At 63.7% G+C, this 20675-nt stretch carries 21 protein-coding genes and 1 tRNA gene; 6 read left to right on the plus strand and 16 right to left on the minus strand.

Annotated features, from left to right (window positions below):
• Positions 1 to 7: 7 nt before the first annotated feature.
• The 6 genes from AC1DOG_RS22100 to AC1DOG_RS22125 form a co-directional block, all read right to left on the minus strand.
• Complete coding sequence (locus AC1DOG_RS22100; RefSeq protein WP_477931062.1) at positions 8 to 937, minus strand: electron transfer flavoprotein subunit alpha/FixB family protein; 930 nt, start codon at positions 935 to 937, stop codon at positions 8 to 10.
• A 23-nt stretch (positions 938 to 960) separates the two neighbouring features.
• Positions 961 to 1707 (minus strand): electron transfer flavoprotein subunit beta/FixA family protein, encoded by a 747-nt coding sequence (locus AC1DOG_RS22105; protein ID WP_477931064.1) that lies wholly within the window; start codon positions 1705 to 1707, stop codon positions 961 to 963.
• Between the two features lie 173 nt (positions 1708 to 1880).
• Entirely contained in the window at positions 1881 to 2666 is a 786-nt protein-coding gene (locus AC1DOG_RS22110; RefSeq protein WP_477931066.1) for a rhomboid family intramembrane serine protease, read from the minus strand.
• A gap of 42 nt (positions 2667 to 2708) precedes the next feature.
• A complete protein-coding gene (locus AC1DOG_RS22115) occupies positions 2709 to 3287 on the minus strand; it encodes a cob(I)yrinic acid a,c-diamide adenosyltransferase (RefSeq protein ID WP_477931068.1) in 579 nt (192 codons plus the stop codon).
• Positions 3288 to 3313: 26 nt separating this feature from the next.
• Positions 3314 to 3517, minus strand: coding sequence for a twin transmembrane helix small protein (locus AC1DOG_RS22120; protein WP_018901506.1), 204 nt, complete (start codon positions 3515 to 3517; stop codon positions 3314 to 3316).
• A gap of 15 nt (positions 3518 to 3532) precedes the next feature.
• The gene (locus AC1DOG_RS22125) at positions 3533 to 4366 is read right to left on the minus strand and encodes an SDR family oxidoreductase (protein WP_477931070.1); all 834 of its coding nucleotides are present in this window, start codon (positions 4364 to 4366) and stop codon (positions 3533 to 3535) included.
• Between the two features lie 77 nt (positions 4367 to 4443).
• On the opposite strand from AC1DOG_RS22125, the gene AC1DOG_RS22130 reads away from it, so the two are divergent.
• Positions 4444 to 5376 carry a YihY/virulence factor BrkB family protein gene (locus tag AC1DOG_RS22130; RefSeq protein WP_018901508.1) on the plus strand — a complete coding sequence of 311 codons (933 nt, stop codon included), beginning with the start codon at positions 4444 to 4446 and terminating at the stop codon, positions 5374 to 5376.
• Here AC1DOG_RS22130 and gluQRS read toward each other — a convergent pair.
• The gene (gene gluQRS, locus AC1DOG_RS22135) at positions 5323 to 6204 is read right to left on the minus strand and encodes a tRNA glutamyl-Q(34) synthetase GluQRS (RefSeq protein WP_477931072.1); all 882 of its coding nucleotides are present in this window, start codon (positions 6202 to 6204) and stop codon (positions 5323 to 5325) included. The two genes, AC1DOG_RS22130 and gluQRS, sit on opposite strands and share 54 nt — an antisense overlap.
• Before the next feature lie 40 nt (positions 6205 to 6244).
• Between gluQRS and AC1DOG_RS22140 the strand changes: the two genes are divergently transcribed.
• A complete protein-coding gene (locus AC1DOG_RS22140; RefSeq protein WP_477931074.1) occupies positions 6245 to 6889 on the plus strand; it encodes a DNA-3-methyladenine glycosylase family protein in 645 nt (214 codons plus the stop codon).
• Positions 6890 to 7000: 111 nt separating this feature from the next.
• Positions 7001 to 7558: an HNH endonuclease gene (locus AC1DOG_RS22145; RefSeq protein ID WP_018901511.1), complete on the plus strand. Its 558-nt coding sequence runs from the start codon at positions 7001 to 7003 to the stop codon at positions 7556 to 7558.
• Positions 7559 to 7619: 61 nt separating this feature from the next.
• Here AC1DOG_RS22145 and AC1DOG_RS22150 read toward each other — a convergent pair whose 3' ends face one another.
• The 5 genes from AC1DOG_RS22150 to AC1DOG_RS22170 all read right to left on the minus strand — a co-directional run bounded on the left by AC1DOG_RS22150 (position 7620) and on the right by AC1DOG_RS22170 (position 12407).
• Positions 7620 to 8126: a disulfide bond formation protein B gene (locus tag AC1DOG_RS22150; RefSeq protein ID WP_477931076.1), complete on the minus strand. Its 507-nt coding sequence runs from the start codon at positions 8124 to 8126 to the stop codon at positions 7620 to 7622.
• Positions 8127 to 8176: 50 nt separating this feature from the next.
• On the minus strand, positions 8177 to 8773 hold the full coding sequence (locus AC1DOG_RS22155) for a YqaA family protein (protein WP_018901513.1): 597 nt from the start codon (positions 8771 to 8773) through the stop codon (positions 8177 to 8179).
• 138 nt (positions 8774 to 8911) lie between these two features.
• Complete coding sequence (locus tag AC1DOG_RS22160; protein WP_477931079.1) at positions 8912 to 10654, minus strand: cation:proton antiporter domain-containing protein; 1743 nt, start codon at positions 10652 to 10654, stop codon at positions 8912 to 8914.
• Positions 10655 to 10902: 248 nt separating this feature from the next.
• Positions 10903 to 10987, minus strand: a tRNA-Leu gene (locus AC1DOG_RS22165).
• A gap of 121 nt (positions 10988 to 11108) precedes the next feature.
• On the minus strand, positions 11109 to 12407 hold the full coding sequence (locus AC1DOG_RS22170) for an MFS transporter (protein ID WP_477931080.1): 1299 nt from the start codon (positions 12405 to 12407) through the stop codon (positions 11109 to 11111).
• Between the two features lie 127 nt (positions 12408 to 12534).
• Here AC1DOG_RS22170 and AC1DOG_RS22175 point away from each other — a divergent pair, with 127 nt between their 5' ends.
• Positions 12535 to 13110: a TetR/AcrR family transcriptional regulator gene (locus AC1DOG_RS22175; protein WP_477931081.1), complete on the plus strand. Its 576-nt coding sequence runs from the start codon at positions 12535 to 12537 to the stop codon at positions 13108 to 13110.
• On the opposite strand, the gene AC1DOG_RS22180 is transcribed toward AC1DOG_RS22175, so the two are convergent.
• Positions 13107 to 13901, minus strand: coding sequence for a class I SAM-dependent methyltransferase (locus AC1DOG_RS22180; RefSeq protein ID WP_477931083.1), 795 nt, complete (start codon positions 13899 to 13901; stop codon positions 13107 to 13109). The genes AC1DOG_RS22175 and AC1DOG_RS22180 overlap by 4 nt on opposite strands.
• A 76-nt stretch (positions 13902 to 13977) precedes the next feature.
• Complete coding sequence (locus tag AC1DOG_RS22185; protein ID WP_477931085.1) at positions 13978 to 14958, minus strand: aldo/keto reductase; 981 nt, start codon at positions 14956 to 14958, stop codon at positions 13978 to 13980.
• A 213-nt stretch (positions 14959 to 15171) separates the two neighbouring features.
• Here AC1DOG_RS22185 and AC1DOG_RS22190 point away from each other — a divergent pair, with 213 nt between their 5' ends.
• Positions 15172 to 16809, plus strand: coding sequence for an AMP-binding protein (locus AC1DOG_RS22190; RefSeq protein WP_477931087.1), 1638 nt, complete (start codon positions 15172 to 15174; stop codon positions 16807 to 16809).
• A 193-nt stretch (positions 16810 to 17002) separates the two neighbouring features.
• Positions 17003 to 17716: a DNA helicase gene (locus AC1DOG_RS22195; protein WP_477931089.1), complete on the plus strand. Its 714-nt coding sequence runs from the start codon at positions 17003 to 17005 to the stop codon at positions 17714 to 17716.
• Between the two features lie 250 nt (positions 17717 to 17966).
• Here the strand turns inward: AC1DOG_RS22195 and AC1DOG_RS22200 are convergent, their stop codons facing one another.
• Together AC1DOG_RS22200 and AC1DOG_RS22205 are read right to left on the minus strand one after the other, a co-directional pair.
• Positions 17967 to 19244 (minus strand): GNAT family N-acetyltransferase, encoded by a 1278-nt coding sequence (locus AC1DOG_RS22200; RefSeq protein WP_018901521.1) that lies wholly within the window; start codon positions 19242 to 19244, stop codon positions 17967 to 17969.
• A gap of 4 nt (positions 19245 to 19248) precedes the next feature.
• A complete protein-coding gene (locus AC1DOG_RS22205; RefSeq protein ID WP_477931113.1) occupies positions 19249 to 20661 on the minus strand; it encodes a lipopolysaccharide biosynthesis protein in 1413 nt (470 codons plus the stop codon).
• Between the last annotated feature and the right edge of the window lie 14 nt (positions 20662 to 20675).

A 20675-nucleotide genomic window follows, 5' to 3' on the forward strand; every position in this document is an offset into this window, starting at 1 on the left:
CACCGACTTACAGAGCCTTCTGCAGCTCGGGCAGGGCGTCGAAGAGATCGGCGACGAGGCCGAAATCGGCGACCTGGAAGATCGGTGCTTCCTCGTCCTTGTTGATCGCGACGATGACCTTCGAGTCCTTCATGCCGGCCAGATGCTGGATGGCGCCGGAGATGCCGCAGGCGATGTAGAGATCGGGCGCGACCACCTTGCCGGTCTGGCCAACCTGCCAGTCGTTCGGCGCGTAGCCGGCATCGACGGCGGCGCGCGAGGCACCGACGGCGGCACCGAGCTTGTCGGCAACCGGCAGGATCACTTCCTGGAACTTCTCCGAGGAACCCAGTGCGCGGCCGCCGGAGATGATGATCTTGGCCGAGGTCAGTTCCGGACGGTCGGAGGTCGACAGCGCATCCTTGACGAAGGTGGAGAGACCCGGATCGGAGACGGCGGGGATCGCCTCGACGGAAGCCGAACCGCCTTCAGCGGCAGCGGCGAAGGACGCCGTGCGCACGGTGATGACCTTCTTGGCGTCGGTCGACTGCACCGTCTGGATGGCGTTGCCAGCATAGATCGGGCGCTTGAAAGTGTCTGATGAGACGACCTCGATGATCTCGGAGACCTGGGCGACGTCGAGCAGGGCGGCGACGCGCGGCAGCACGTTCTTGCCGACCGAAGTGGCGGCCGAGATGATGGTGTCGTAGCTTGCTGCCAGCGAAACGATCAGGTCGGCCAGCGGCTCGGCCAGATTGTTGGCAAGCTCGTCGCTTTCGGCGAGCAGGACCTTGGAGACGCCCGACAGCTTGGCGGCGGCATCGGCTGCGGGCTTGGCGCCCTTGCCGGCGACCAGCACATGCACGTCGCCGCCGATCTTGGCGGCTGCCGCAAGCGTCTTGGCGGTCTGGTCGGAAAGGGTTGCGTTGTCGTGATCAGCCAGAAGAAGAATGGCCATGATGATATCTCCTTTCTCGAACCTTAGAGGACGCCAGCGGACTTGAGCTTTTCGACAAGCTCAGCGACCGATGCGACCTTGACGCCTGCCTTGCGGCCGGAGGGTTCTTCGGTCTTCAGCACCTTGAGCTTCGGCGCGGTGGAAACGCCGAAATCGGCGGGCGCCTTCTTGTCGAGCGGCTTCTTCTTCGCCTTCATGATGTTGGGCAGCGAAGCGTAGCGCGGCTCGTTGAGACGCAGGTCGGTGGTGACCACGGCCGGCAACTTGACCTCGATGGTCTGCAGGCCGCCGTCGACTTCGCGGGTCACGGTTGCCTTGTTGTCGCCGATCTCGATCTTCGAGGCGAAGGTTGCCTGTGCTGTGCCGAGCAATGCCGCCAGCATCTGGCCGGTCTGGTTCGAGTCGTCATCGATCGCCTGCTTGCCGACGATGATGAGGCCCGGCTGTTCGGCGTCTGCAACGCCCTTCAGGATCTTGGCGACGGCGAGCGGCTCGACGGCATCGTCGGTCTCGACGAGGATGGCGCGGTCGGCGCCCATGGCGAGCGCGGTGCGCAGCGTTTCTTCGGCCTTGGCTGGACCGATCGAGACCACGATCACTTCCTCGGCCTTGCCGGCTTCCTTCAGGCGAAGCGCCTCTTCCACCGAGATTTCGTCGAAGGGATTCATCGACATCTTGATGTTGGCCAGTTCGACGCCCGTGCCATCCGGCTTCACGCGGATCTTCACGTTGTAATCAACCACCCGCTTTACTGGGACGAGAATCTTCATGTGGTCCTTCCTTCAACTCTTTCGCCAAGAAAATGCGCGTTTCCGCGCTGCTCCGATTGTCGAATGGCGACATGGATACGCGTTTTTCCTCCAAAGACAACGCTTCCATGACGCAGACAGGCAAATTCCATGGGGATTATATTACCTTTACGTTCACGTCAATATTTTCGGCTTCATTTGTCCCAGGGCAAGCGCGGGCGCGGTGGCTGGCCGGGGATGGTGATCATGGCGGGATTGGGGGTCGGGCGGTCGCGCACGGCCTTGGGCGTCACCACCTCGCTGTCGAAGAGCGGCACCCCGCGACGGCGCATGACGAGCACGAGAAGAGCGCCTGCGATAATGCCGCCGACATGGGCGCCCCAGGAGACGTTACCGTCCGGCTCGAGCGCCAGCATGACGAATTGCTGGCCGGTCCAGAGTATCAGCGGAACGAAGGCTGGAAGCGGCAGCGGCACGCGCATGAAGACCAGCACCCAGACCTTCACGCGCGGGTGCAGCATCAGATAGGCCGCGACCACACCCGATATGGCGCCGGACGCGCCGATCAGCGGCGCCTGCGAGGTCATGCCGATCAGGCCATGCACCAGCGCGCCCGATATGGCGCAAAGAAGATAGAAGACGAGGAAGCGCAGATGGCCCATCGCATCCTCGACATTGTCGCCGAAGACCCAGAGGAACAGCATGTTGGAGGCAAGGTGCCAGAAGCCGGAATGGACGAAGGAATAGCTGATATAGGTCAGCGGCTCGGGCGTGATTGCGAGCGCCGGTTCCAGGTGGGCGTAATGAAAGGCGACGGCCGGGATATAGCCGAGGCCGACGAAGGCCGCCTGCGCGACCGATTCCGTGGCGATGACGCCGGTAAACAGCCAAGCGACGATGTTGACCGCGATCAGCCCCATCGTCACCCATTGCAGCTTGATATGCTTCAGCGTGTTGGCATCGTGCAGCGGTATGAACATATGGGCCGGCGGTCCAGTTGCTTGATGTCGATCAGCTCAAGCCTAGCGGTTTTTTCCGGGAACCCAAAGCACATCCGCGTGGCCGCGATCGTTGGCATGGCGGGCGGCGACGAAGAGGAAATCGGAGAGGCGATTGACGTATTTGAGCGCCGCTGCGCTGACGATCTCGCCTTCGCTGCGCGACAGCGTCACCATCAGCCGTTCGGCCCTACGCGTGATGGTGCGCGCCAGATGCAGGTGGGCTGCGGCGGAGTGGCCGCCCGGCAGCACGAAGGATTTGAGCGGCTGCAGATCGGCGTTCAGCTTGTCGATGTCGTTTTCGATGCTCGTCACCTGGCTTTCGACGATGCGCAGCGGCTCGTATTCCGGCGGCGTGCCGGTGTCGGGCGTGGCGAGATCGGCGCCGAGATCGAAGAGATCGTTCTGGATCGACATCAGCATCGCATCGAGATCCGGCATGCCCTGCATGTGCAATCTCGCGATGCCGATCGCCGAATTGGCCTCGTCGATGGTGCCGAAGGCCTCGACGCGCAGATCGTCCTTCAGCCGGCGCGGGCCGGCGACCAAGCCGGTCGTGCCGTCGTCGCCCGTCTTGGTGTAGATCTTGTTGAGCTTGACCATGCTTTATCTCCTCCTCTGTGGGGTGATCAGCTGGGGCGACCGCCGCCGGTCAGCCAGAGCGTCAGCATGATCAGGAGCACGGCGACGGCCTGCAAGAGCACGCGCAGCTGCATCAGCTTGTTGGACAGGTTGGCGTCGCCGCCCTTCATCATGTTGAACAGGCCACGGATCAGAACGATGGCGACAAGGCCCATCACGATGATGGCGAGAACGTAGACGACAGTAGACATTGGGTTTCCTCCTCCTCAATCGAACCTGCGCAGCAGCCGGTAGAAGAGGTCCGCGGGCAAGAGCTTTTTCAAGAACATGCCCTGCTTGGCCGGCCGCGTCACTGGGTAATGTGGTCGCGGGCGCGGGGCGTTCAATGCGTGCTTCAGGACATCATAGACGGCCTCGGGGCCGAGCTTGTGGCGGTTGGCCGGGCCGGAGCCATCGAGCCTTGCCAGCTGGCGGCGGTAATCCACCGCATGCGCGGAGCCCCTGACATCGATGTGCTCGTTGATCTTCGCGAGCGAATTGGCGACGAAGCGCGAGGCGATGGGGCCGGGCTCGATCAGGCTGACATGGATGCCGCTGCCTTCGAGCTCCATGCGCAAGGTGATGCTCAGCCCCTCAAGCGCGAATTTCGAGGCGGTGTAGGCGCCGCGATAGCGGTAGGGCACAACACCTAGAATCGACGAGCACTGCACGATACGGCCGCCACCGCGCTTGCGCATCAGCGGAATGATCTGCCGCGTCAGCTCGTGCCAGCCGAAGAAGTTGGTCTCGAACTGCTCGCGCAGCACGTCCGTCGTCAGATCCTCTACGGCACCAGGCTGGCCATAGGCGCCGTTGTTGAAGAGCGCGTCGATGCGGCCGCCGCTGAGCGCCGTGATCTCGTGGACGAAGTCGGCGATCGAATCGGTGCTGGTGTAATCCATGCGGAAGGCTTCGATGCCGTCGGCCTCAAGCGGCGCCAGATCGTCGAACTTTCTGACGGTCGCAAAGACCCGCCAGCCGTCGGCCTTCAACGCACGAGCACAATAGGCACCGATCCCGGACGAACATCCGGTAATGATGATAGTGCGTTGATCCGACATGGAATGATTCCTGTACAAACTAGGACTCGTTTCCCATATTCGATCGGGCGACACAATGAGGAATGCCGGGAGCCGGAATGCTGAAACTTTTTCGCATCTTGTATGATGTGCTTTACGATGCGATCTGGCATTTCCTTGAAGATGACGGCTTCGCCATGGCAAGCCATGTCGCGCTTTCCACGCTGCTTGCCGTCTTCCCATTCCTGATTTTCGGCACCGCGCTTGCGAATTTCCTCGGCGCAGACCAGTTCTCGATGACCGCCGTTCACCTCGTTTTCGACACATGGCCGGAGGCGATCGCCAAGCCGCTCGCCGACCAGGTGCTGCTGGTTTTGACCGTGCCGCGCGGCGGGTTGTTGACGATCTCGGTGCTGGCGGCCGCCTACTTCGCCTCCAACGGCGTCGAGGCGCTGCGCATCTCGCTCAACCGCGCCTACCGCGTGCAGGAGACGCGGCCCTGGTATTTCACCCGTCTCGCCAGCCTCGGCTTCGTGATGATCGCGGTAACGATCTTCGCGGCGATCAGCATCCTGCTCGTGGCGGTGCCGCTGGCGCTCGATTATGCCCGGCAGTGGTTTCCGTTATTCGCCGACACGCTCGACATCGTCTTCAACTGGCGTATCTACGGCACGCTGTTCGTGCTGACGGTCGGTCTTCTGGTCGTGCATCTGTGGCTTCCGGCCGGACGACGCAGGGTGTTCGATGTCGTGCCGGGCGTGCTTCTGACGCTGATCCTGTGGTTCATCGGCGCGCTGATCTTCGCCTATTATCTCGCGACCTTCGCCAACTACGCCGCCACCTATGCGGGCCTCGCATCGGTGATGATCGTGCTGATCTTTCTCTACATGATCGGGGTGATCTTCATCATCGGCGCCGAGCTTAACGCGGCACTCCTGAAATTCCGGGTGCGGGCGATCTTCTCGCACAATTTCCTGAGCGGCCAGGGCCAGAAGCCGTCAAAGCCCGACGAGGTGGCGAATATCGTGCGCCGGGACGCCTCGGGTTCGTAGCTCCGAGAGGCCGGTATCGCCGCTGCTTTTCGAGAGCTTTCGGCCGGTCGTGTCGGTGACGAGGCGATGGTGGTGATAGGTCGGTGCCGGAAGATCGAGCAGCGTCTGCAGGACGCGATGCACCGAGGTCGCGTGGAAGAGATCGAGACCGCGCACGACATGAGTGACGCCTTGCAGCGCGTCGTCGACCACCACGGAAAGATGATAGCTCGACGGCGCATCCGAGCGCGAGAGCACGACATCGCCCCAGGATGAAGGGTCGGCGGCGATCACGCCCCGGTCGCCGTCTCCGGTCTCCTGCCATGCGAGCGGTTCGCCGATCTGCTCAAGCGCCTTCGCCATATCCAGCCGCCAGGCGTGTTTCAGGCCGGAGGACAGCATCGCCTGCCGCTCGGCTAAGGGACGGTCGCAATCATCCGTGGGGTAGAGCGGTGAGCCATCGGGATCGCGCGGCCAAGCGCTGTCTGATGCCTCCGATGCAGCGACCTTGGCCTTGACCTCGCCGCGGGTGAGGAAGGCGGGGTAGGCGAGGCCGCGGTCGATCAGGTCGGCCAAGGACGTCTGATAGGCGTCGAAATGCTCCGACTGTCGGCGCGCCGGCTCTTCCCAGTCGATACCGAGCCATCTGAGGTCGGTGTAGATATCCGCTTCGAATTCGGGTGTGCAGCGGGTGAGATCTATGTCTTCGATGCGCAACAGGAAGCGCCCATCGGCGGCGTCGGCCATGTCGCGGTTCAGGAAGGCCGAGAGCGCATGGCCGAGATGCAGTGGGCCGTTGGGGCTCGGGGCAAAACGGAAGACGGGCTTTTGACGGGGAATCGCGATCATGCTTTCTTCTGCCACGGATTTTTGAATATCGCGAGGAAGCGTGCATATCATTCGCAACGACGGGGATGTGGCCCAGGGATTGGCCGAACTCATCATCATCGACCCGCGTCTCGTCTCGATCGCCGCCGATGCCGGTCCGCTGCCGCTGCGATTGCGGGAGCCCGGCTTCGAAGGGCTGGCGCATATCATCGTGTCGCAGATGGTGTCGCGGGCGAGCGCCGAGGCGATCTGGCGGCGGATGCGGCCTGGCGATGTCGTGCTGACGGCCGAGGCCTATGCCGGCCTGCACCCCGAGGCATGGCGCGAGGTCGGCCTGTCGCGCGCCAAGGCGGAGACGCTGACACGGATCGCCGAGGCTGTCGCCTCCGGCGGGCTCGACCTGCAGGCGCTCTCGGGCCTGCCGCCGGAGGAGGCGTTGGCGGCGCTGACGGCGCTGAAGGGCGTCGGGCCATGGACGGCGGAGGTCTATCTGATGTTTTGCGGTGGGCATGCCGACGTCTTTCCGTCCGGCGACGTGGCGCTGCAGAACGCGGTGGCGGCGGCCTTCGGCCTGGATGCGCGGCCCGGCGCGCGACAGCTGGCCACACTGGCGGCGGACTGGGCGCCGTGGAGATCGGTGGCGGCGCGGCTTTTCTGGGCGTATTATGCAGCGAAACTGGGCCGCGGCCTGGTTCCGGTCGGCTGAACGGCAACACATAGAAATGCCATTGTGTGGCTTGAATTTATTGGACTTCACAATGCCGTCACAACCGGCCTAATATAAGAGTGCAGATGCCGAATCGATCAGGAGAGTGCCTTGACGATTGCTGTTTCACCTCAGGCCCTGCCAGCGCTCGTTCTGAACGCTGACTATCGGCCGCTGAGTTATTACCCCTTGTCGCTCTGGTCCTGGCAGGACGCGATCAAGGCGGTCTTCCTTGACCGTGTGAATATCATCGCGGAATACGAACATTCGGTCTCCTCGCCGAGCTATTCGATGCGGCTTCCGAGCGTCGTGTGCCTGAAAACCTATGTGCAGCCTTCGCGCAATCCGGCTTTCACGCGCTTCAACGTGTTCCTTCGCGACAAGTTCGAGTGCCAGTATTGCGGCGATCATAACGACCTGACCTTCGATCACGTCATTCCGCGCGCCCATGGCGGCGAAACGACGTGGCAGAATGTCGTGGCGGCCTGCTCTCCCTGCAATCTCAGAAAGGGCAGCAAGCTTCCGAAGCAGGCAGGCATGTTCCCGCACCAGAAGCCCTACCAGCCGACCGTGCAGGACCTGCACAACAATGGCCGGCTCTTCCCGCCGAACTATCTGCACGATAGCTGGCTCGACTATCTCTACTGGGATAGCGAACTGCAGCCCTGATCCCAGTCCGGCCCGTTTCCGGGCAGGACTGCTTTACGCCTAACTGATCAGGCTATCCTGATCAGGCGGACTTGCGCACGCCGACGAAGGCGAAGGCGGCGAGGATCAGGCTTGCGATCACGTTCCAGCCAGCCATGGACAGACCAGCGACGCGCAGTGCCGCTTCCGTGCAGGAGGGGCCCTTGATGGTGTTGAGTTCCGTCAGGAGATCGCCGGCGTTCTGCGTCATGCTGCTGGCGCTGGTCGAGCAGGCGGTGGGGCCGGCCCAGAAGTGCCATTCGACACCGGCGTGATAGACGCCCATGCCGGCGCCGACGATCATCAGCAGGCCACCGGCGAGCAGGAAGGTGCGGCCGATCCAGTTGGGCAGGCCGAGCGCCGAGGTGATGGCGCCGATGATGACCAGCGGGATGCCGTAATAATAGGGCTGGCGCTGCATCAGGCAGAGCTCGCAGGGAATATAGCCGCCGATATACTGGAAGCCGAGCGCGGAGCCGATGACCACGGCCATGCCGATCGCCAGCACGATGGAATAGATGAAGGTGGGACGGCGGACAGAGAAAGTCATGCGGGGGCTCCGGGCAAATGGCGCATGGGAATTATGGTGTTAGCGGATAATCAGTGGGCAAGCAGCTTGTAGCCGACACCTGCCACGATCAGCACGCCGGCAACGATCGCGGTGATCTGGCCGAGGCGCTTTTCGATGAAGTGGCGGATCGGTTCGCCATAGCGGCGCAGCAGCCAGGCGAGAAACAGGAAGCGCGCGCCACGGGCGATGATCGCCGAGATGATGAAGAAGCCGAGGTTCATGTGGATGACGCCGGCGAGAATGGTGACGATCTTGATCGGCGGCAGGTGCGCGAGACCTGACGTCACCAGCAACAGCAGCAGGATTTCCCATTCGTCGTGGATGTAGGTTCGCATCTGCTCGAAGGCATCGAGCTTGCCGTAGAACTCCAGAACCGGGCGGGCGATCGTGTCATAGGCATAATAGCCGAGCGCCCAGCCGGCGATGCCGCCGAGAACCGAGGCGACGGTTGCCACCAGCGCGTAGCGATAGGCGCGCTCGGGCTTGGCAAGCGCCATCGGGAGATAAAGGACATCGGCCGGAACGAGAAAGACGGAGCTTTCGACGAAGGCGATAACGGCAAGCCAGACTTCGGCCGATTTGCGAGATGCCAGCGACATGGTCCAGTCGTACAATCTGCGAAGCATTCCGGTCCTTTCAGGTTGCGTGCATGAGCTTTATGGGCCTGATATCGGCCTGTAAATGGCTGCTGTGTCAGTCATGCGGCAGTGCGGTAAAAAACTCTTCGTGATCGTGCGAGGGGATTGTGCCGTGATGGCGCGGGATCAGGACGCGATACCTGATGAAGGGACGCGCTTCTGGCGCATGACATTCATCTCGGTGCGCTCGCGCGCCATCTCGCTCACCATCTGGCGCAGCGCCGGATGTTTCGCGGTGAACATGTTGAAATCACGCCGTTCGAGCACGAAGAAATGGCAGAAATCGACGGCGACCACATCTGCGTTGCGGCGTCCACCGCTGAGCAGCGCCATCTCGCCGAAGAAGGCGCCGGGCTCCAGCCTTATCGCATCATCAGGCAGCTGCACTTCGACGGCGCCCGCCGACAGGAAATACATGCCGCCGCCGCGATCGCCCTTGCGCATGACGCGCTCGCCGGGAAGCGCCGATTTCGGGCGGAACAGCAGGAGTAGCTCTTCCTGCGAGTTCTCGTCGACATTGGCAAAGAGCGGGAAGGTCTCGCTGAGCTCGCGCATTTCCAGCTGGTGCTGGTGTTCGCGCGCTTCGGTGATGGCGCGGATCTTGTCGAGCTCGTCGTTCAGCAGGTCGAAATTGGCGTGGCCATGGCGGGCGCTTTGCGGCCAGCGGCGCTGGATATAGCCATGCAGCGCCTCGGCGCCGGCGCAGACGATGGGGTTGAGCGTGATCGAGATGATGGCGCTGGCAAGAATGATGTCCTGCCCGTCTGTCGGCAATAGGCCGAGCGTGACGCCGAGGCCGGCTAGGATGAACGAGAATTCGCCGATCTGAGCCAGGCCGCCCGCCACCGTCAGGCCCATGCCGATGGGATAGCGCAGCAGCGTGACGACGACGAAGGAGATGACCCCCTTGCCGACGATGATCAGAAGTAGAGCGGAGAGCACGCCGAGCGGCTGCCGCACGATGATCGACGGATCGAACAGCATGCCGACGGACACAAAGAACAGCACCGAAAACGCGTTCTGCAGCGGCAGGGAATCGGCGGCGGCGCGGTGGCTGAGGCTGGATTCGCTCATGACCACGCCGGCAAAGAAGGCGCCGAGCGCGAAGGACACGCCGAAGATCTGCGCCGAGCCGAAGGCGATGCCGAGCGCCAGTGCCAGAACCGTGAGCGTGAAGAGTTCGCGCGAGCCGGTGCGAGCGACGCGGATCAACAGCCACGGCACGACCTTGGGGCCGAGGAAGATCGCCATCGCGGCGAAGGCGCCGACCTGCAGAAGCGTCAGCGCGATGGTCAGCGGCAGCGGCATGGCGGCGCCATGCGCGCCCGATGGCGCGTGGCCGCCGAGCAGCTCGGCCAAAGCAGGCAAAAGCACCAGCGCCAGCACCATGGCCAAATCCTCGACGATCAGCCAGCCGACGGCGACGCGGCCGCTGGCGGCATTCACCAGATTTCGCTCCTCCAGCGCCTTCAGGAGCACCACGGTGCTTGCGACCGAGAGGCTGAGCCCGAAGACGATGCCGGCGCCGAGGCTCCAGCCCCACCATTCCGCCAGCCCGACGCCGAGCAGCGTCGCGACCAGGATCTGCGCGATCGCGCCCGGAATGGCGACGCCGCGCACGGCAAGCAGGTCACGCGCCGAGAAATGCAGCCCCACGCCGAACATCAGCAAGATCACCCCGATCTCGGCCAACTGGCTCGCAAGCCCGGTATCGGCCACGAAACCCGGCGTGATCGGCCCCATCAAGATCCCGGCCAGCAGATAGCCCACCAGCGGCGGCAGCTGCAGGCGATCGGCAAGATAGCCAAGGATCGCCGCGAACCCGAAACTGACGGCAATGGTGGCAATGAGGGGGACGTCGTGATGCACGCTTATGTGTTCTCCTTTTGGGAGCCGGCACTTTGACCGATGTGCGGGGGAAATTAAACTGCTGATTTAAATTGAGCTATGTATGGGCGGGCGGAAAGCCGGAAAGAACCGTTTTGCGCCTGCTTTTCGATAGTCGGGGCATGAGTCGGCGGCGTGGCTTTCGGGAGCGCCCGCGTAACAGGGCGACAACCGTTCTCAACTTTAGGTCATATTAAAACGCAAAGGCCGCGCGGTAACGGGAAGTCCAGTGGTGCCCCATGCCGGAGTCGAACCAGCACTTCTTTCGAAACTCGATTTTGAGTCGAGCGCGTCTACCAATTCCGCCAATGGGGCAACGGATACCGACGAGGCGGGTGTCTAGCATGCGTTTGACTGATGGCGCAAGACGGGGATGCGGGTATCGGGCTGATTTCGTGGGGCTTCCGGCCGAATGGCTTCGGCCGGAAGCATGTCTTCAGTGAGCGACGGAGACGGCCGGGGTGGGGAGGCCGGATTTCCTGATCGTGATCGCCAGTATGGAGGCGAGCAGGCAGAAGGCGCCGGCGATGAAGAAGGCGGGGAGATAGCTCTGCAGCTCGGTGCGCGACAGGCCGGCGCCGTAGGCGGCCGTGGCGGCACCCAGCTGGTGGCCGGTGAAGACCCAGCCGAAGACGATGCCGACCTTCTCCTTGCCGAAGCGCTCGGCGGCAAGCTTGACCGTCGGCGGCACGGTGGCGATCCAGTCGAGGCCATAGAAGACCGCGAAGATCGACAGGCCGTAGAAGGAGAAATCGCTGAACGGCAGGAAGAGCAGGGAGAGGCCGCGCAGGCCGTAATACCAGAAGAGCAGCCAGCGATTGTCGAAACGATCCGACAGCCAGCCGGAGCCGATCGTGCCGAAGAAATCGAAGATGCCCATGACGGCAAGCACGCTGGCGGCGGCCACCGGCAGGATGCCGAAATCACCGCAGAGCGTGACGAAATGCGTCTGGATCAGGCCATTCGTGCTCAAGCCGCAAATGAAGAAGGTGGCAAACAGGATCCAGAAGGTCGAGGTCTTCGAGACGTCCTTGAGGACGACGATTGGGGCTGCGAGCATGGTGAGCAGGCCGCCTGTCTGTACGGGCGGAGGGGTGATGCGGTCCTCGCCGAAGGAGGGGAGGTTGAGATCGGAGGGGCGGTCGCGCATGAAGGCGAGCACGACCAGCGCTGCGAAAAGGATCATGCCGCAGACGAAGAAGACGGTGGCGCGCCAGCCGTAGCTTTCCGTCAGCTGCGCCATCAGGGGCAGGAAGACCAGCTGGCCGGTGGCGGAACTCGCCGACAGCATGCCGACGACGAGGCCGCGATGCTTGGTGAACCAGCGGGCGGAGACGGTGGCGGCGAGCACCATGGCGGTCAGCCCGGTGCCGAGGCCGACCACGATGCCCCAGAGCAGCAGCAACTGCCAGATCTCGGTCATGAACAGCGAGCCGACGAAGCCGCTTGAGATCAGGATCATGGCGAAGACGATGACCTTGCGGACGCCGAAATAATTCATGAAGGCGGCCGAGAAGGGGCCCATCAGGCCGAAGAGCAGCAGGCGGACGGCGAGCGCCGACGAGATCTGCGAGGTCTCCCAGCCGAACTCGTCCTGCAGCGGCTTGATCAGCACGCCCGGCGCGCCCATGGCGCCTGCGGTGACCAGCATGGTGAGAAAGGTTGCGGCGACGACGACCCATCCGTAGTGGATGTTGCGCCGCGCCAGCGTGGAGGCAAGTGCAGTGGAGACCATGGGGCTATTCCGTTCGGGGGTTGCCGGAAGGCTAATGCAAATATTTAGATGATGGTCATCATCATTGTTGATTATTGATGATGCGCGTCATATAAATTGTCAAGCGGTGTTTTTTAGGAGCCTTGCTATGCGCGTCAGCCGGGAGAAATTCGCGGAAAACCGGGAGAAGATCCTCGGTGTCGCGGGCGTGCTGTTTCGCGAGAAGGGGTTCGAATCGACAGGCGTGGCCGAGATCATGAAGGCCGCGGGGCTGACCCATGGCGGCTTCTACGGGCATTTCCAGTCGAAGGAAGATCTGGCGCTCGAGGTCAGCCGGGCGCTGATCGAGCGGGTGAAGATCCGCTGGAACGAGATCATAGCAGGCGCCCCGGATGCGCCGCTCGATGCGCTCCTCAATCATTATCTGTCGCGCTGCAGCGTCGACGATCCCGGCGGCAGCTGCGTCTTCGCCTCGCTGGTGCAAGAGGTCAGCCGCAGCCAAGGTGCCGTACGCTCGACCTTCAATGACGGCCTGTCGGCGCTGGTCGATATACTCTCCGAGATCGTGCCCGGCGACAGTGCCGAAGAGCGCCGCGCCAAGGGGTTCACGACGCTGTCGGCGATGATGGGTGCGGTGATCCTGGCGCGCGCGGTGGAGAGCCGGGAGCTGTCCGACAAATTCCTGTTCACGACGCGCGACGCTCTTTCGCCGGCTAAGGGCTAACCGCGACGAGCGATAAGGCCACTGATCTCGACCGTCTCGGCAAAGCGGCCATCCGGCGAAAGCCTTGAGAGGGCGGCGCGGAGCTCGCTTTCGAAGGCTTCCGCCTTGTCTCCCAGCGTTTCCGGTGACGTCACCGAGGTCGAGAAGGCGCGGCCGATGATGTCGTCCGCGGTCAGCTGGCGCTCGCTCACGATGCCGATCCGCTCGAGATGGTTGAAGGGCGAGTGCAGCAGGACCGTTTCATGGGCGATCCAATCCGGGCTCTTGCGGCGTTCGCGGTCGGCGCTGCGGTCTGGCGCGAAGGTTTCCGCCAGCGCGTTGACGGCTGTGCGCCAATCCGGCGTCGAGACGATATGGCGATCGCCGAAGAGCACGACGCAACCGTCTTCGACGGTGATGGCATCGAGTGCTTCGAGCGTCGCCGGACGGTCCATCCAGTGGAAGGAGCGGCCCATGACCGTCATCTTCAGCGGCGCGAGCGACGCGCCGAGATCGTAGGACGAGCCCTGGATGAAATCGACGGCAATACCGGCCGTGTCGGCATCGGCGCGTGCGGTCTCCAGCATCTCCGGTTCGGGATCGATGCCGGTGACGCTTGCACCTGTGATGCGGGCGAAGGCGATGCCGAGTTGGCCGGGGCCGCAGCCGAGGTCGAGCAGGCGCTCGCCTGTCTGCAGGCCGGCGCGCTCGGCGACGCGGGCGATCAGTTTGTCCGGGTAGGGGACCCGGTAGCGGGTGTAATAGGCGGCCGTCGAGCGGAAGCGGCGGGCCTCGAAGGGGATGACGGTCATGGGGATATCCTCGGGGGCGATATCTTGGGAAGGGTGGTCGGCCTGCCTGAGCGAGGCAGGCCGGTGTCCAGCAGCCTTACTTGAAGCCCTCGACGCGGTGCGGCACGTAGGGCTCTTCCAGCGCCGCGATATCCTCGGCCGAGAGCTTGACCGAGAGAGCGCCGACGGCGTCTTCGATATGACCGGATTTCGAGGCGCCGATGATCGGGGCGGTGACGGCGCTTTTCTGCAGGATCCAGGCGGTGGCGACCTGGGCGCGAGAGACGCCGTGTTTCCTGGCGAGATCGCCGACAACGCCGATGATCGCGCGGTCCGCGTCCTCGGCCTGCTGGTAGAGCGTCTTGCCGAATTCGTCGGTCTCGCTGCGGGCGGTCTTTTCGTCATAGTCGCGGGTCAGGCGGCCGCGCGCCAGCGGGCTCCAGGGGATGACGGCGATCTTCTGGTCCTGGCAGAAGGGCAGCATCTCGCGCTCTTCCTCGCGGTAGAGCAGGTTCAGGTGGTCCTGCATGCTGACGAAGGGCGTCCAGCCATTGGCCCTTGAGGTGTAGATCATCTTGGCGAACTGCCAGGCATGCATGGATGAAGCGCCGATATAGCGCGCCTTGCCCGCCTTCACGACGTCATGCAGCGCTTCCAGCGTCTCCTCGATCGGCGTCGTCGGGTCGAAGCGGTGGATCTGGTAGAGGTCGACATAATCGGTGCCGAGGCGTTTCAGGCTGTTGTCGATCTCGTCGAAGATCGCCTTGCGCGACAGGCCGGCGCCGTTGGCGCCCGGACGCATGCGATTGAACACCTTGGTGGCGAGCACGATCTCCTCGCGGCGCGAAAAATCCCTGATCGCGCGGCCGACGATTTCCTCGGACGAGCCGTCGGAATAGGTGTTGGCGGTGTCGAGGAAATTGATGCCGGCTTCGAGCGCCTGTCTGATCAGCGCGCGGCTCGGCTCTTCGGCCTGTGTCCAGCTGTGATTGCCGCGGCCGGGTTCGCCGAAGGTCATGCAGCCCAGGCAGATCTTCGAGACTTCGAGGCCGGTGCCGCCGAATTTGACGTATTCCATGAAATCGCTCCGTGATGAGAAAAGAAACCCTAGCGCTACCCGTATCTAGGGCACGACCCGCCAGATTGGCAGCGGTTGCGGCAAACAACCATGCGTTCACCGGGGTGGGAAGGGCGATCCGGGCTTCACGCTTGCGTGAGCCGCGCCCAGGGTGTTAGCTGCTGCAGCATAAACGGACTCTTGCCCCGAGACCCCATCGATGATCCTGCGCCCATGAAGCTGCCGCCGCGCGCTCGCTATGACGATCTCTACCGCGATTTCGCCTGGACGATCCCCGAGGATTTCAACATCGGCCGGGTGTGTTCGGACGATTGGGCGGCGCGCGAGCCGGAGCGGATCTGTCTTCAGCACTTCAGCCCGGATGGCGATCATCTTTCGCTGAGCTATGGCGTGCTTGCGGCGCGCTCGGCCTCGCTTGCCAATGGGCTCGTTGCGCTCGGTCTCACGAGGGGCGACCGGGTGGCGCTGCTTCTGCCGCAGTCCTTCGAGACTGTCATTGCCCATATGGCGATCTACAAGATGGGCGCGATCGCGGTGCCGCTGGCGCTGCTCTTCGGCGTCGAGGCGCTGGAATACCGGCTGAAGACATCGGGTGCGGCCGCGGTCGTGACCAATGGTTTCGGCCTCGAGCGTATCCATGAAATCCGCGACCGGCTGCCGGACCTGAAGACGGTGATCAGCGTTGACGCCGCTGATGACGGCGCCGACGTCGTCTCCTTCCGCGGTCTGGTGGACGGCCACGCGCCAAGCTTCGACGTGCCGCCGACCGGGCCGGACGAGCCGGCGCTGATGATCTTCACTTCGGGCACAACAGGCGCGCCGAAGGGGGCGTTGCATGGGCACAGGGTGCTCGCCGGGCATATTCCGGGCATCCAGTTCGCGCACGAGAACTTTCCGCAACCGGGCGACCGGATGTGGACGCCGTCGGATTGGGCATGGGCGGGCGGCCTTCTCAACGCGCTGCTGCCCAGCCTGATGCTCGGCGTGCCCGTGGTCTCGTCGCCGGCGCAGAAATTCGATGCTGATACGGCCTACAGGATCATGGCCGAGATGAAGGTGCGCAACGGCTTCATTCCGCCGACGGCCTTGCGGCTGATGAAATCGGTGCCCGATCCGCGCCAGCGATACGATCTCAAGCTGCGCACCATCGGTGCCGCCGGCGAGGCGCTGGGGGCGGAGACGCATGATTGGGCAAGCCGCACGCTCGGCATCGGCGTCAACGAATTCTACGGGCAGACGGAGTGCAATTTCGTGCTGTCGTCGAACGCGGCCCTCGGCGTCAGCAGGCCGGGGGCGATCGGCAAGGCGGTGCCGGGGCATGAGGTGGCCATCGTCGATGAGGCCGGCGCGGTGCTGGCGCCGGGCGCGGTCGGCCAGATCGCCATCGCGCGGCCTGACCCGGTGATGTTTCTCGGCTATTGGAACGACGAGGAGGCGACCGCGCGCAAATTCGCCGGCGACTGGCTGCTGACCGGCGATCTCGGGCGAGAGGACGAAGACGGCTACGTCACCTTCCTCGGCCGCGACGACGACGTCATCACCTCATCCGGCTACCGCATTGGCCCGGCCGAGATCGAGGACTGCCTGACCGGCCATCCGGCCGTGCAGATGGCGGCGGCGGTGGGCAAGCCCGACGCGCTGCGCACCGAGATCGTCAAGGCTTACGTAGTGCTGGCGCCGGGGTTTGCGGCAAGCGACGCGCTGGCGGCGGAGATCCGCGACTGGGTCAAGATGCGGCTGTCGATGCATGAATATCCGCGCGAGGTGGCGTTTGTCGACGCGCTGCCGCTGACGACATCGGGGAAGGTGATCCGGAGGATGCTGCGCGAGCCGGCGGTGGGTGAGGGGTAGTGTGGCGGCAATGCGCTGAGTGGCGCTTGCCGCGAATCACGCAACTCGCTAGCTTCTGGCCACAGGCTGGACCCAAGCCTCCTCCCTCCTTTCGGGAAAGCATCTCACATGCAGGGTGAGGCCATTCATCGAACCATCTGTTCGAGCATCGCATAAGGAGGGGTTGCGGTTCTGCTCGTGATGGAGGTTTGTAATGAAGCTTTCGGCACCGATATTTCAGCTTAAACGGCGGGCCAAATTGATGGCGCGCAACGATGGCATTGCGCTTAACGAAGCATTGGACCAGATCGCCCGAGACGAGGGCTTTGCGAGGTGGAGCCTGCTCTCAGCCAGCATGTCTTCGGGACCGCTTTCCGAAACGATATTGTCCCGATTGGAACACGGCGATCTCCTGCTGCTTGCGGGGCGCCCCGGGCACGGCAAGACCATGCTTGGCCTCAAACTTCTGATGGATGTGGCTCGCAGTGGCCGCCGGGCCGTGTTGTTTACGCTTGAATTCACGGAGGAGCAGGCGCGCAGGCGCTTGAGGACGCTTGATGAGGCGAGTGGCGTTGTTGCCGATCGAATTGAGATCTCCACGTCCGATGAGATCAGCGCCGACTACATCACGACATACATGGCGGGATCAAAACCGGGAACAATCGCGGTTATCGATTACCTTCAACTGCTCGACCAACAGCGAAGCAAGCCTGCTCTCTCAGAGCAGTTGCGGTCCCTCGGGGATTTCGCACGCGAGACCGGTGTGATCCTGGGGTTCATTTCGCAGGTAGACCGGTCATTCGAAGCCAAGGAAAAACGCCTTCCCGACATTGTCGACATACGCCTTCCGAACTTCGTCGATCTCGGCCTGTTCAACAAGGCGTGCTTCCTGCATGACGGCGAGGCGCAGTTGCAAGACGTCCTGTGATTTCTGAGGGGGCGGCACCATTCATCGTCTGGTTTCCGTTGTGCCGTGTGGCACCCCCCTCTGCCCTGCCGGGCATCTCCCCCACAGGTGGGGAGATCGACTCGTGGAGAGCTCGTCGCCAAACGTTGCGGCAGGAGCGAGCGGGCGCGTCTAGCCGATCTCCCCACCTGTGGGGGAGATGCCCGGCAGGGCAGAGGGGGGTATCACGAGCACCACAGCCGGATATGGCCGCTCTCGAGGCCCCCACACCTCACCCCCGCCCAGCAAGCGACATGATCTTCTGCCGCAGCATCTTCGCGACGTTGCGGGTACTGCTGTAGAGGTGGAGCTGGGTGGCGACCTGGCGGACGTCGCGGTCGGCGTTTTGGTTGAGGCCGATGACGACGGTGCCCATCTCTTCGCGTTCCTGCCAGAAGCGGCTCATGATCGGATGGTCGGGGACGGCGCAGCTGTCCGAGCGGACGATGTTGGCGTCGTCGAGGTGCCATTCGGTGAGTTCGCCCATGAGCAGCTTGCCCGGCGAGTAGCGGGCGTAGGTCTCGTCATAGGCGGTCTTCCACGTATAGGCCTCGCCGCCCATCATCAGGACGACGGTGGAGGCGATCGATTTGCCGTTGAAGTCGATCGAGTGGATACGAACGGCGTCGACGGCGGCCAGGTTGGAGATCGCCTCGCGGGCAAAGGCCATGTGCAGGCGGTCGGTGACGAGCGCGCTGCGCTTCTTGCCCTTCCAGCCGCCGGCTTCGAGCGCCAGGAATTCCTCGAAGCGCATGTGGATATCGCGCGGCTGACGGGCGACGTTGTAGACGACCGTTCCCTTCTCTTCCAGCAGGCGCCATTGCCGGCGCATCTCGCGCATGTGCGAGGAGGAGACCGACTGGCGCAGGTAGGCGACGGCGTCCTCGTCGCTCTGCAGCATCGGGCGCAGATAGGGGTTGGTGGTCGTGATCGGCAGGTTGCGGCCGATGGCGACGGCGCGGATCATGCGGGCGAAGATGCCGTTCAGGCGCAGATCCGGCAGCACCAGGATGCCGGGCATGCGCAGGTCGCGGGCGGTCAGGCCTTCGAGGAAATTGTCGAGCGTTTCGGCGGCATCCTCGCCGTCGAGCAGCGGCGTGCCCAGGGGCGCGAAGCTGTTCGCCCAGACGCGGATGATCGAGGGGCCGACGGCAAAGCCCGGCTTTTCGACCGAGAACGGCATCAGCACGCGCAGGCGGCTGCGGGTCTCGTTCTGGTCGCGCAGCAGCGCGAAGTTGACCTCGCGGTCATCGAGACGCGGCATGGCGGGCGCCAGGAAACGGCCGGTGAAGAAGACGTTCGGCTCCAGCGCGCGGTTGGAGAGAAAGTCCAGTTCGTCCTGCAGGTCGTAGCCGAGCTTGCCGGAGTAGACGCAGAGCTCGCGGCCGGGGCGGCCGATCTCGACGCGGGCTTCGGCCTGCGGTGCATCGAATTCCAGCGATGCCAGCTCGTGGACCATGCGGTTGGCGGTCGAGTCTGTGGTCTGGGTTCCGGGAGGATTGCGCACCATACTGTCAGGCTTCCATATCGTTGCCGGCGCTGGCCGGTCTGGCGAAGGCGAAGAGGGCGATGCCGAGCGTGCGGCGGACTGCGAGATGCAAGAGCACCGCCTCGACGCCCATGGCGGAGGCCGTGGCGATCGCCGCGCCCTCGATGCCGAAATGGGGGATGAGGAGAATGTTGAGGGTAACGTTTGCCGTCAGCGCGCCGGCATAGAGCGCGACGCAGATATTTTGCTTTCCTGCCATCATGAGCAGCGTCTCGGCGGGGCCCACCAGCGCCTTGGCGAGAATGCCGGCAAGCAGGATCGCCATCAGCACATAGCCTGCCGTAAAGGCGCCGCCGAAGAGCGAGAGCAGCAGGTGCCCGGCCGCGAGCACGACGAGGCCGACCGCCAGCGCCGGCCAGAAGGTCCATCTGGCGGCATCGAAGGCGGCGGCGGCGAGCTCGGCGCGGGTGCCCTCCGCGATGATGCTGGAAAAGCGCGGGCCGGAGGCGGCCTTGACCGAGAAGTTGATGAAGTGGACCAGCGCCATGGTTTTGGCGGCTGCGAAGTAGATGGCGACTTCGTGCGGCTCGAGGAAAATGCCGACGACGACGACATCGGAATTGGTGAGCAGGAAGCTGACGCCCTCGATCAGGAAGATCGGGAAGGCGACGCTTAGCCAGCTCAAGAAATCGACCTTGCTCGGACCTTGGTGATAATGCCGGCGCAGGCGGATGAGGGTCGCGACATACTGGCCGAGCGCGGTGAGATAGGTTGCGACCAGCGCCGCCTGCATGGCGGTGACCGCCGTGTGCGGCGCGCCGAGGCCGATCGCGACCAGCATGCAGGTGATGATCAGGATCGGGCGGATGATATAGACGGGGCTCAGCGCCATGACGGGCCAGTGGTTGGCGCGCGAGGTGCCTTCCAATATGTCGCCCAGCGCGATCATCGGCATGGCGAGCAGGCCGAGGAAGATCGGCACGACATAATAGCTCTGGATGCGATCGCCGAAGAGATGCAGGCCGATCATGCCGATGGCGAGCACCGCGGTGCCGGACAGCAGGCCGAAGATCCGGGCGGTGCCGGTCAGGCCGCGAATTTCCTCGAAGGCGCCCGATGCCTTGTACTGCGGCAGGAAGCGGACGATGGCGGTGTGGAAGCCGAGGCAGGAGAGATCGCCGAAGAGAACGATCAGCACCCAGACGAAGACGAAGATGCCGTATTCGTACTCGCCCATCAGGCGCGCCAGGATGATCTGGGAAAGAAAGGCGAGGGCGGCGCTGATGACGCGGATGGCGAAGGCAGTCAGCGCCATGCGCTGGGCGGCGGCCTTTTCGCCGCGCTTCGTCATGATGTCGCCGAGCATGCGAAGAAGGCGACCGCCCGCAGGACGCAGGCTCGCCGGTAGCATCTTCTCCGCCGTCTCGATGACCGCCATAATGGACACGCAAA

This window comes from Rhizobium sp. 01N48, assembly GCF_056399145.1.

What these genes read in the sequence shown, in the direction of transcription:
- AC1DOG_RS22100 (WP_477931062.1), bottom strand. Translation starts at nt 937, where the DNA reads ATGGCCATTCTTCTTCTGGCTGATCACGACAACGCAACCCTTTCCGAC.
- AC1DOG_RS22130 (WP_018901508.1), top strand. Translation starts at nt 4,444, where the DNA reads ATGCTGAAACTTTTTCGCATCTTGTATGATGTGCTTTACGATGCGATC.
- AC1DOG_RS22195 (WP_477931089.1), top strand. Translation starts at nt 17,003, where the DNA reads ATGAAGCTTTCGGCACCGATATTTCAGCTTAAACGGCGGGCCAAATTG.
- AC1DOG_RS22170 (WP_477931080.1), bottom strand. Translation starts at nt 12,407, where the DNA reads ATGGTCTCCACTGCACTTGCCTCCACGCTGGCGCGGCGCAACATCCAC.
- AC1DOG_RS22190 (WP_477931087.1), top strand. Translation starts at nt 15,172, where the DNA reads ATGAAGCTGCCGCCGCGCGCTCGCTATGACGATCTCTACCGCGATTTC.
- AC1DOG_RS22200 (WP_018901521.1), bottom strand. Translation starts at nt 19,244, where the DNA reads ATGGTGCGCAATCCTCCCGGAACCCAGACCACAGACTCGACCGCCAAC.
- AC1DOG_RS22150 (WP_477931076.1), bottom strand. Translation starts at nt 8,126, where the DNA reads ATGACTTTCTCTGTCCGCCGTCCCACCTTCATCTATTCCATCGTGCTG.
- AC1DOG_RS22120 (WP_018901506.1), bottom strand. Translation starts at nt 3,517, where the DNA reads ATGTCTACTGTCGTCTACGTTCTCGCCATCATCGTGATGGGCCTTGTC.
- AC1DOG_RS22110 (WP_477931066.1), bottom strand. Translation starts at nt 2,666, where the DNA reads ATGTTCATACCGCTGCACGATGCCAACACGCTGAAGCATATCAAGCTG.
- AC1DOG_RS22105 (WP_477931064.1), bottom strand. Translation starts at nt 1,707, where the DNA reads ATGAAGATTCTCGTCCCAGTAAAGCGGGTGGTTGATTACAACGTGAAG.
- gluQRS (WP_477931072.1), bottom strand. Translation starts at nt 6,204, where the DNA reads ATGATCGCGATTCCCCGTCAAAAGCCCGTCTTCCGTTTTGCCCCGAGC.
- AC1DOG_RS22175 (WP_477931081.1), top strand. Translation starts at nt 12,535, where the DNA reads ATGCGCGTCAGCCGGGAGAAATTCGCGGAAAACCGGGAGAAGATCCTC.
- AC1DOG_RS22185 (WP_477931085.1), bottom strand. Translation starts at nt 14,958, where the DNA reads ATGGAATACGTCAAATTCGGCGGCACCGGCCTCGAAGTCTCGAAGATC.
- AC1DOG_RS22125 (WP_477931070.1), bottom strand. Translation starts at nt 4,366, where the DNA reads ATGTCGGATCAACGCACTATCATCATTACCGGATGTTCGTCCGGGATC.
- AC1DOG_RS22205 (WP_477931113.1), bottom strand. Translation starts at nt 20,661, where the DNA reads ATGGCGGTCATCGAGACGGCGGAGAAGATGCTACCGGCGAGCCTGCGT.
- AC1DOG_RS22115 (WP_477931068.1), bottom strand. Translation starts at nt 3,287, where the DNA reads ATGGTCAAGCTCAACAAGATCTACACCAAGACGGGCGACGACGGCACG.
- AC1DOG_RS22155 (WP_018901513.1), bottom strand. Translation starts at nt 8,773, where the DNA reads ATGCTTCGCAGATTGTACGACTGGACCATGTCGCTGGCATCTCGCAAA.
- AC1DOG_RS22180 (WP_477931083.1), bottom strand. Translation starts at nt 13,901, where the DNA reads ATGACCGTCATCCCCTTCGAGGCCCGCCGCTTCCGCTCGACGGCCGCC.